This window comes from Nitrosophilus sp., assembly GCF_982775275.1.
On sequence record NZ_CEXZHP010000027.1, the window covers coordinates 1898 to 9058 of the forward strand.

Consider the following 7161-nt stretch of genomic DNA (forward strand, 5'->3'; position numbering starts at 1 on the left):
ACCTAACTCCCTTACCCCCTTATCTCCTTATCACCTTACCTCCTTACCACCTAACTCCCTTACCCCCTTATCTCCTTATCACCTTACCTCCTTACCACCTAACCCCCTTCTTCCTTCTTCCTTCTACCTTTTACCTAATCACTTAACCATTTTAACAAACCGCAAACTTGCTTCGTTTCACTCAGCTTCGTTTGCTTCAAGGTTCACCAGCTACTCCTATGCTCACCACTAAAATCCTCGATTTTAGGGTTCGCATATAGTCGTAGCTTTCGCAAGCGCCGGAAGTAAAGCAGTTTACTTCCTAAAGCTTCGCTTTGCGCTTGCTCACTCAACCATTTTAACCAACACTAAGCCTAACAGCTTGCGCTTGCTCACTTTTCGGTCGCTTTATGAAAATAATAATATAATCCTCCCCCAAGAATAACAGCTACTGGTAAAGCTATATACCAATGCTCTTTTGCCCAATGGACGATTTTTAATATCTCTTCTCCGAAAATATATGCGGGGATTATAGTTATGCTTGCCCAAGCAAATGCGCTTATTAGGTTTATAAACGCAAATTTTTTAGCGCTATATCTTGTTAGACCGATAGCCATAGGAATAACAGTTCTTAATCCATACATATATCTTTGAACAAAAATAACCGGCCATCCATATTTTTTTAAAAGAAGGTGAGCTAAGGCAAATTTCCTTCTTTGACTTTTTAGCTGTTTATGAATATATTTTTTATTAAATCTTCCTATATAAAAATAGATCTGATCTCCTACAAAGCCTCCTAAAGCGGCAACAACGATGGCAACCGGCAGGCTCATATCCCCGGTATGGCTCATAACTCCAGCCATAACAAGCCCTGTTTCACCCTCCATAATACTCCAGATAAAGAGTATTACGTAACCATATGTTTTTAAAAGGTAGATAAATTTTGCCTCAAGATCTTCTCCAGGGGCGTTATAGAGTTCATATCCTATAAAACCGATAACTAAAAAAATAAATATCAAAGATATATTTATTAAATGATCTTTGTTTTTATTTATAAAGCTTTTCATTTAATCCTCTCTAATCAAAACTCAATAACTCTTTTGCTTGAATCATATCTTTATCACCTCTTCCAGATAGATTTACGATGATTAAAGAGTTTTGTATATCTTTCATTTTTTTAAGATAGGCTATCGCATGGGAGCTTTCAAAGGCTGGAATGATTCCTTCTTTTTGGCTAAGCCATACAAAAGCCTCCAGTGCTTCTTTGTCTGTGATACTCTCATACTTAACAACGCCTAAATCCTTTAAATATGAGTGTTCAGGCCCAATCCCTGGATAATCAAGCCCCGCGCTTATTGAGTGAGCTTCTAATATCTGTCCATCATCATCTTGTAAAACATAACTCATCTGTCCATGAAGAACTCCAGGACTTCCTTTTGCCAAACTTGCTCCATGTTTATTGGTATCTAATCCAAGACCTCCAGCTTCAATACCGATACATTGAGTCTCTTCCTCATCTAAAAAGGCGTTAAATATTCCCATTGCGTTACTTCCTCCACCGATGCACGCTATTACGAAATCTGGAAGTCTATTTTCAGCTCTTAAAATCTGGGCTTTTGCTTCATAGCCTATAATTCCTTGAAAATCCCTAACCATCATCGGATAAGGGTGGGGTCCGGCAACGGTGCCTATAACATAAAAGGTGTCTCTTGCATTTGTGACCCAGTGCCTTATAGCTTCGTTCATAGCGTCTTTTAGCGTTTTTGAGCCATTTTTAACAGAATGAACCTTTGCTCCTAGAAGCTTCATTCTAAATACGTTAAGTTCTTGCCTTTTTACATCTTTTTCACCCATAAAAATCTCACACTCAAGCCCAAAAAGCGCTGCCATAGTAGCAGTTGCAACCCCATGCTGTCCCGCACCGGTCTCGGCAATCACTTTTTTTTTGCCGAGCCTTTTTGCAACAAGGCCTTGCAATATAGTATTGTTTATTTTATGAGCACCCGTGTGGTTTAGATCTTCTCTTTTTAGATAAATCGTAGCGCCAAGTTCATCAGATAGATTTTTTGCGTAATATAGAGGGTTTGGTCTTCCTATATAATTTTCTAAATAATACCTTGCTTCACTCCAAAACTCTTCATCAAATCTTATTTTTTTATAATCCTCTTCAAGCTCAAATAAAATAGGCATTAAAGTCTCGGGAACATATCTTCCCCCAAATTTCCCAAAATGTCCAAAACTATCAGGGTCGTAATTGCTCTTTTTTGGTATATACATTATCCAATCTCCAATACGCTATATACGTTTGTTAAATTTTTTAATCTCTCTTCGCCTTTTAAAAAAGTTAAATTTATTATAAAGCAGGCTTCAACAACATTTTCATGGATCTTTTTTATAAGCTTTGCGGCAGCTTGTGCAGTTCCCCCTGTAGCAATAAGATCGTCTATTAACAAAACTTTTGCCCCATTTTTTCCTCTAAAAGCGTCTATATGGATCTCAACCTCATCTATTCCATACTCTAAAGCATATTTTTCACTGACTGTAGTAAAGGGCAGTTTCCCCTTTTTTCTAACGGGAACAAAACCGATATTTAGTCTACTTGCCAAAGCGGCCCCAAATATAAATCCTCTACTCTCAATCCCAGCTATAAAATCTAAGTTATAATCTTTATATCTATCCTCTAAATGATCCATTAAAATTTTAAAAGCCTCTTTATTGTTTAAAAGAGTCGTTATATCTTTAAATATGATTCCCGGTTTTGGAAAATCTGGCACATCTCTTATTGAAGAGAGTAAAAAATCCTTTTGCTCTTTTGTTAACTCTTTCATAAATAAATCCTTTTTAAATGGATTTTATAAAATCAAAAATTTCAATATTACCATCGCTCCAAGCAATATGGCAAACATAATATATCCGGCGGTTTCTATTCCCATAATCGACTCCTTTTACTTCTCAAGCTCCATAATCTTTTTAACTCTATTTTCGTGTCTTCCACCTTCAAACTTCGTTTCGCACCAAGCATCTATAATAGACTCGATTTCTCCTTTTCCCACAACCCTTTCTCCAAAACATAAAATATTGGCGTCATTATGGGCTCTTGCCATCTTAGCTGTATAATGATCAAAAACTTCGGCGGCTCTTATGCCTTTTATCTTATTTGCGGCTATGCTCATACCAATACCTGTGCCGCAGATCAAAACACCTTGACTTCCCGGATTTGTTGCCACTTTTTGCGCAACCATTTTTGCAAAATCTGGATAATCTACTCTTTCATCGCTTTGGGGTCCTAAATCTTCAACTACATATCCTTTTTCTAAAAAAATCTTTTTAACAAACTCTTTTACGGCAAATCCGGCATGGTCAGTAGCAATATACACTTTCATTTAAATCCTTTCTATTGTATTTATTAATGATATCATATCAATTCCTGTAAACATAGACAATAAAACTAAAATATAATACACCGGTATAAACAAAATAGCGCTTAAAGGAGTGGCAATGATTATAATAAGTATTATCATTCCGTAAGGAAAGATTTTTTGATAAAACTGCACAACTTTGTAAAGCCTCATTTTTTGAGCTAGGTAAATAAGAGCATTTGCCCCGTCAAGTGGAGGAATAGGCCAAAGATTAAACACTCCAAGCACAATATTTATCAAAACCAAATGTCCAAAAAAGAGAAAAAGAAAAAGAGAAAAAAGATTTTGAGGGTTGTCGATAAACGTTAAGATAAAAGCACTTATCGTTGCTAAAACAAAATTGTATGCAACTCCTGCCAAACTAACGGCAATTGCTCCGTTTTCTCCGCCATTTAGCAAAACTACTCTCATATTTACAGGAACCGGTTTAGCCCATCCAAATAAAAATCCCGCATTACTAAAAAATAAAAGTGCCGGAACGATTATGGTTCCAACTATATCTATATGTCTTATTGGATTTATGCTTAATCTCCCGGCAACTTTTGCAGTATCGTCTCCATACCTATAGGCTACAAGTCCATGCATTATTTCATGACCGATTATGGCAATAGCCAAAGATAAAATCATAGCTATTATATTTATTATTTTAATAATTTCCAAACATTACCTCTTTAATTTTTGGATTTTTTCATCTCTTCTTCTATCTGTTCAACACTTTTTCCAATTCTATCCCATCTTATTTCATAATTTTTATCCCAACTAAAATAGATAAACCAAGGCTTTCCAACAATCAATCTATACGGAACGCTTCCCCAAAATCTACTATCGTTGCTGTGATCTCTATTGTCTCCCATCATAAAAAATTCCCCTTGGGGAACTTTTATAGGACCAAAATTAAAAATCTCTTGCGGGTATCTTCCATCATTTATAACCTCAGGATCGTTATGGATTCCTGGATGATCTTTTTTGTATGGATTTTTTACCCATAAAAGTCCCTCTATCTCTACGATACTCTCTTTTGGATAGTTATTTAAGATATATTGATTTCCTTCATGGGGATGTAGATATAGATCTTTATTGTAAATTAATACATAATCTCCCCCTACTGCGACACATCTTTTTACGTAATGTATCTTTTCGTTTACGGGATATCTAAAAATTACGATATCTCCTCTTTTTGGTTTTTCACCCTCTATCAAATGTCCATCTCCATCTGTATCAGGCAAGATAGGAATCTCAAGCCATGGAATATGGGGAGTAGGAACTCCATAGGCAAATTTTTTAACAAAAAGATGATCTCCTATTAAAAGAGTGTTTTTCATGCTACCGCTTGGAATTACAAAAGCCTGGGCTACGAAAAATATAACCAATAGCACGATTACTATCGTGCCCGTCCAGGTGTTTGACCAATGATAAAATTTAATAAGTTTATCTTTCAAACTCTATCCTTTAAACTTCTATTTTTTGCCGCTTTTAGAGTGTTTTTGAGAAGCATTGCTATGGTCATGGGACCAACTCCTCCAGGAACCGGGGTAATAAAACTTGCTTTTTTGCTAACCTTTTCAAAATCAACGTCTCCAACGAGTCTTCCATCATCTAATCTATTAATACCGATATCTATAACAATTGCGCCTTCTTTTACCATATCTTCGGTAATCAAATTGGGTTTGCCAACTCCCACTACCAAAATATCCGCTCTTTTTGTGTGAGATTTTAAATCTTTCGTAAAAATATGGCATATATCAACGGTGGCAAATTGGTTTAAAAGAAGTGCCGCCATAGGTTTTCCCACTATATTGCTAGCCCCCACAACGCAAGCATCTTTTCCTTTAACATCAATTTTATACTCTTTTAAAAGTTCCATTACTCCAAGAGGAGTGCAGGGAACAAAGCTATCAAGTCCTTGATTTAACCGACCGAAATTATATGGATGAAAACCGTCTACATCTTTTTTAGGATCTATAACTTCCAATATCTTTGTTGTATCGATATGTGAGGGGAGGGGAAGCTGAACCAAAATCCCGTCTATGTTTGGATTTTGATTCATCATTAAAATAGTTTGGGTAATCTCCTCTTGGCTTATGGTTTTGGGCATTTCGTGAGTTATCGAATAGATTCCAACATCTTTGCAAGCTTTCGCTTTCATCTTTACGTAAGTGTGGCTGGCTGGATCATCGCCTACAAGAATTACCGCAAGTCCGGGAACGATATTATGCTTTTCTTTTAGATTTTGAACCTCTTTTTTTACCTCTTCTTTTATTTTTAAAGAGAGGGTTTTCCCATCTAAAATCTCCATAATTTCCTCTTTAAATTTTTTTAGGTATGATATCAAAAATAGATTTTGTTTTGGTTTAAATTATGGTAAAAAGGCAAATATTGAGGCTGCTTTTATTTTTTTTAACAATGAATCTGCTTTATTGCGAAGACTCTTTTATAACAAAATTTGAATATTCAAAAATGCTATATGAAAATCCAAGAGGAGTAGGGTGTAACAAATGTCACGGAAAATACGGCAAAGGCAAAATAATAGCAAAATATAAAAAAGGTAAAAAAGTTTTTAAATTAAGAGCACCGGATATTACGGATATTGAATATAAAAAATTTTTTAATGTTTTAAATTCAAAAAAAATAAAGGGCGCTATGCCAAAATATTTTTTAACAAGAAGCGAAATTAAAGCTTTATATTTTTATATAAAAGAGGTAAATAGAAGGAAAAAAGATGGTATTTGAGGAAAAGATCGTAGATGAATTAGAAAAGATCGTTAAAAAAAGAGATTTAGACTCCATTGAAAAATATATAGGCAAAAACAGAAAAAAAAAGACAAAAAAATTGTATATAAAGAGCGCCTTAATGGTTTCTGCCCATAAAATAAGGCATATGAATAAAATAGATAACTTAAACGCCGATATTGCGATAATAAATCTTGAAGACGGCGTAAGCAAGGAGTTAAAGCCTATAGCTTTAAAAATGGCGGCAATTTTTTTGTCAAATATAAAAGAGTCAAACTCTATGTTAGTAATTAGAGTAAATCCTTTGGATGAGGGCGGTGCCCAAGAGATAGAGTATCTAAATAGATTTAAGCCTGATGCTATTAGAGTTCCAAAAATTAGAGATAAAAAAGATGTTAAAAGAGCTTTGAAGATTGTTGATGAAGATATTGATTTGCATCTATCTATTGAAACGAAAGAGGCTTTTTTAAATCTTAAAGAACTAAAAATTGATAAAAGAGTAAAAGCGTTTTATCTTGGGATTTTGGATCTTTTAAGCGATTTGGAAATTTTTCAAGAGGCGCTAAAAATATCAAATCCTACGATAGATTATATTCTTAGTAGATTTTTGATAATCTCAAAAACGATTAATGTTTATCCAATATCTTTTGTTTATCAAGATTATAAAAATTTAGAAGAGTTTGAAGAGTGGTGCAAATATGAAAAAGATATGGGTTTTGGCGCAAAAGGGTGTATTTCTCCAGCTCAAGTAGAAATCGTAAATAGGGTGTTTTCCCCATCAATTGAGACCATAAATAAAGCAAAATATATAAAAGAGAAATTTGAAAAAATGTTAAAACTTGGAATTAGCGGATTTGAAGACGAAAAATATGGATTTATAGATGAGCCTATTTATAAAGACGCGTTAAATATATTAAAAAGTATAGAATAATTTTGATTTAAAATAAAAATAATATACTAAAAAATAACAATATTTTAAAAAATATTAAGGCATATAATGTTTTATTTTAAAGAGATAGATTATGATGATGAG

At 34.2% G+C, this 7161-nt stretch carries 9 protein-coding genes; 2 read left to right on the forward strand and 7 right to left on the reverse strand.

Annotated features, from left to right (window positions below; all coding sequences use genetic code 11):
- Positions 1-371: 371 nt before the first annotated feature.
- The 7 genes from AC30RD_RS02610 to folD all read right to left on the reverse strand — a co-directional run bounded on the left by AC30RD_RS02610 (position 372) and on the right by folD (position 5694).
- Complete coding sequence (locus tag AC30RD_RS02610; RefSeq protein ID WP_489492632.1) at positions 372-1046, reverse strand: DedA family protein; 675 nt, start codon at positions 1044-1046, stop codon at positions 372-374.
- A gap of 10 nt (positions 1047-1056) precedes the next feature.
- On the reverse strand, positions 1057-2256 hold the full coding sequence (gene trpB, locus AC30RD_RS02615; protein WP_489492633.1) for a tryptophan synthase subunit beta: 1200 nt from the start codon (positions 2254-2256) through the stop codon (positions 1057-1059).
- Positions 2256-2807: an adenine phosphoribosyltransferase gene (locus AC30RD_RS02620; protein WP_489492634.1), complete on the reverse strand. Its 552-nt coding sequence runs from the start codon at positions 2805-2807 to the stop codon at positions 2256-2258. Before AC30RD_RS02620 ends, trpB begins: the two co-directional genes overlap by 1 nt.
- 117 nt (positions 2808-2924) lie before the next feature.
- Positions 2925-3362 (reverse strand): ribose 5-phosphate isomerase B, encoded by a 438-nt coding sequence (gene rpiB, locus AC30RD_RS02625; protein WP_489492635.1) that lies wholly within the window; start codon positions 3360-3362, stop codon positions 2925-2927.
- Entirely contained in the window at positions 3363-4058 is a 696-nt protein-coding gene (locus tag AC30RD_RS02630) for a site-2 protease family protein (RefSeq protein ID WP_489492637.1), read from the reverse strand.
- Between the two features lie 11 nt (positions 4059-4069).
- Positions 4070-4837: a signal peptidase I gene (gene lepB, locus AC30RD_RS02635; protein WP_489492638.1), complete on the reverse strand. Its 768-nt coding sequence runs from the start codon at positions 4835-4837 to the stop codon at positions 4070-4072.
- Complete coding sequence (gene folD / locus AC30RD_RS02640; RefSeq protein WP_489492639.1) at positions 4834-5694, reverse strand: bifunctional methylenetetrahydrofolate dehydrogenase/methenyltetrahydrofolate cyclohydrolase FolD; 861 nt, start codon at positions 5692-5694, stop codon at positions 4834-4836. The genes lepB and folD overlap by 4 nt, the downstream gene beginning before the upstream one ends.
- 80 nt (positions 5695-5774) lie before the next feature.
- On the opposite strand from folD, the gene AC30RD_RS02645 reads away from it, so the two are divergent.
- Together AC30RD_RS02645 and AC30RD_RS02650 are read left to right on the forward strand one after the other, a co-directional pair.
- Entirely contained in the window at positions 5775-6128 is a 354-nt protein-coding gene (locus AC30RD_RS02645; protein WP_489492640.1) for a c-type cytochrome, read from the forward strand.
- Positions 6118-7059, forward strand: coding sequence for an HpcH/HpaI aldolase/citrate lyase family protein (locus AC30RD_RS02650; protein ID WP_489492641.1), 942 nt, complete (start codon positions 6118-6120; stop codon positions 7057-7059). The genes AC30RD_RS02645 and AC30RD_RS02650 overlap by 11 nt, the downstream gene beginning before the upstream one ends.
- Positions 7060-7161: the final 102 nt, after the last annotated feature.

Bases quoted from the DNA above. Each gene is read 5' to 3' on its own strand.
- AC30RD_RS02650 (WP_489492641.1), top strand. From the start codon at position 6,118: ATGGTATTTGAGGAAAAGATCGTAGATGAATTAGAAAAGATCGTTAAA.
- AC30RD_RS02610 (WP_489492632.1), bottom strand. From the start codon at position 1,046: ATGAAAAGCTTTATAAATAAAAACAAAGATCATTTAATAAATATATCT.
- trpB (WP_489492633.1), bottom strand. From the start codon at position 2,256: ATGTATATACCAAAAAAGAGCAATTACGACCCTGATAGTTTTGGACAT.
- AC30RD_RS02620 (WP_489492634.1), bottom strand. From the start codon at position 2,807: ATGAAAGAGTTAACAAAAGAGCAAAAGGATTTTTTACTCTCTTCAATA.
- folD (WP_489492639.1), bottom strand. From the start codon at position 5,694: ATGGAGATTTTAGATGGGAAAACCCTCTCTTTAAAAATAAAAGAAGAG.
- rpiB (WP_489492635.1), bottom strand. From the start codon at position 3,362: ATGAAAGTGTATATTGCTACTGACCATGCCGGATTTGCCGTAAAAGAG.